Annotated in this window: 4 protein-coding genes; all 4 read right to left on the reverse strand. The window is 49.1% G+C overall.

What is annotated here, in order from left to right; all coding sequences use genetic code 11:
- Positions 1 to 507, reverse strand: a 507-nt coding sequence (gene cofC / locus HA494_00015; GenBank protein NHV96167.1) for a 2-phospho-L-lactate guanylyltransferase, incomplete at its 3' end; no start/stop codon positions are given.
- The gene (locus HA494_00020) at positions 504 to 1,046 is read right to left on the reverse strand and encodes a hypothetical protein (protein ID NHV96168.1); all 543 of its coding nucleotides are present in this window, start codon (positions 1,044 to 1,046) and stop codon (positions 504 to 506) included. The genes HA494_00020 and cofC, both read right to left, overlap by 4 nt.
- An 83-nt stretch (positions 1,047 to 1,129) precedes the next feature.
- On the reverse strand, positions 1,130 to 1,915 hold the full coding sequence (locus tag HA494_00025; GenBank protein NHV96169.1) for a DUF115 domain-containing protein: 786 nt from the start codon (positions 1,913 to 1,915) through the stop codon (positions 1,130 to 1,132).
- 1 nt (position 1,916) lies between these two features.
- Positions 1,917 to 2,574: GTP cyclohydrolase I FolE2 (locus HA494_00030; GenBank protein NHV96170.1), on the reverse strand; the 658-nt coding region annotated here is incomplete at its 5' end.

The raw sequence follows: 2,574 nt of genomic DNA on the forward strand, positions 1-2,574 counted from the left end.
ACGCTTACGCGCTTCACATATATGCCTATAGAAGCTTCTAGAACCGAAGCGTGGCTTAATGAGATTAGGGGGGCTGCAGAGTAGAGCGTTCGTACCACCGTCTGTAGATGGGCATACGACTACCCCTCTCCTCCCGCCCAATAGATTCATAATCTCATCAAGATCCTTGGGCTGTAGTAGGGGTAGATCTGATGGTATGGTTAGAGTGGCTGTTGCGCCACGCCTCGCACACCAACTCATAGCCTTCGTGATCGCGGCGTTAAGATCATTCGCATCCTCTATCACTTCTGCACCGAGCCTCTTCGCCTCCCTGAGAATTAAATCATCAGAGCTCACTACAACAACCCTGCTAACACTTTCAGCCTCTAGAGAAGCCTGTATAACATGTGTTAACATTGCTAGAGATAGCTCACGCCTCTCACCAGGTTTAAGTATCGTTGAAAGCCTGCTCTTCGCCCTATCCAGCCTCTTAGCTGGTATGATCACGAAGGTCTGCAGAGTTTTCACCTCAGCTTAGCGAGCCTCTCCCTAATCACACTCCTCGACAAGATGATTTCGATGATCACACAGGATATCGCAACCTCTAGAAAGGCCTTCACATTAACGATCGATGTGAACGCTACGATGGCGGGTAAGGGGACCTTTAGCACATAACCCACCCAGAGTATTATACTCCCCCACAGATATGGTGTTTCAGCAACCTCGCCCAATAAACCAGCAAAGAGCGGTCTAAGACGCCTCGCGGCAAGCCCAGCGACCCCAGCTAGAATAGCGTTACCTAAAGGCACAAATGGGTTCCCCAGCTTTGTAGTCTCAAGGATAAGGCTTAGAAAGCCGGTTACCGCACCAGGAATAGGACCGGCTGTGAAGGCGACGAGTAGGGGAGGTAGCTGCGAGAAGTGAAGCTCAATCCTCCCCTGAGCAATAGGAGCAGGTAAGGGGAGACCGAACAACCCTAACACATTACCCAACGCGCCCATAACAGCAACAAACGCAACAACCTTACGAGTCATCGCAACAATCACACCATAACATACTGTCAGCACGGCTATTATTTATATCTTCCGACATAATAGAGTTAGGAAGTAACCATATTTATTGCAAAGAGGTTGAGTTGTTAGTACGCGTCTTATGTGAAAGATGAGTTGAGGGTGTTCATAAGCTTCTCAGGCGAGGCTTTTCGGAACCCTCTTATAGGATTGCCGGATGAAGTTAGATTGTAGAGTGGTGTGGTTGTTCTCGTTGAAAACCACTCCAACAGTTCTTTACATATTTCGAGTTTGAGGATCTTTCTATGCAGAGCTTCTTGTGTAATCGGTTCTGGCTTAGAATACTTACCTATTCTTGCACGTAGGTCCATGCCGGCTAATGCTATGAACTTGGGTTTGAAGGTTTCGGCGAAGAAGACCGCTCTATCTCCGTCTGTGAATCCTCCGAAGTTATAGACATTGGGTCTCGGCTCAACCTGCGTTGTACCTAAGACTTTAGAGAATGTAGGAACCACCTCCTCTATCCTCTGAACGTTGTCTCCATGGGCTAAGACTACTATAACTGAGCCGAGGCGCTCACACCTGATCTGGTCCTCAACCCTACCATCTAGATCGGTTACTATGAACTCGGGGTTAGCGTCTGCTAACTCAAGAAGCGCGGAGGCGGCGCCGTCAGCAGCTATCTTCACACACCCCTCTAGGAGGCTTGTTTCCCTAAGCTGCTTTATGTCTTCATCAAGGGAGGGGCCTGCGCCGAAGACCAAGACGCCCTTCCCCTCAATATAGTGGCTGATGTGTGATGGGTCTATGCTCTTTTTGGCGATGAGTCTGCTTAGGATGTCTGCTGCTATCTGATCCTTAATTCTATCAAGCTTTAGCAGTGTAGCTATTCTTTCGTACCACGGCCACCAATCTTCGATCCTCATTTCAAACTGCCTTAAGTTCCTCCCTCACATCTTTTAGGGTCGCGTGCCTCTCAGCAACCAAATCTTGGTGATGTACACACTCCTCGCTGTACGCTTGCACGTAGACCCTCGTTTGGTCAGGTAACTCCTTATACCTCTCAGCCAGATAGGCTAATGAAGCTCGCACAACATCCTCAACAAACATCGCTCTTTCGACAGCTGCTTTAACGACCGAAACCTCAGATGGGCGCTTGAGTATGGTATATGTTCCGCCGCTCAGCGCACCTCTTGCCACCTCAATTATATCTTCAACGTCGATTGCGAAGCCAGGGGGCTCCTCAAGGAGGATGAGGTTATATGCCCGCTGAGTATGAGTAGCTATGGGAACCGCTTCGAAGATACGCTTAATGTCAGTGGTTGCGTAGCCGAGCTCTCTGAGCCTATCTTCAGCTAAAGCTTTCATGAGGTTCTGGGTGCAGGGGCAGGCTGTAAAGCCAGATACCCGTGCTCCAACAAACTTAACAATCTTGTTGTTTCTTTCAGCTGCGGCTGAAGCGTATATCTTACAGGGTTCTCTGAAGGTGTAATCGGAGTGAGGCGGTCGCGCCTCCACAAAGTAATCGCTCTTTAACCTAACCTCGGCTCTCTTCGCATACTCATGCTTCTCGAGAAGCTTAACC

This window comes from Nitrososphaerota archaeon, from assembly GCA_011605775.1.
Classification (GTDB): Archaea; Thermoproteota; Nitrososphaeria; order Nitrososphaerales; family JAAOZN01; genus JAAOZN01.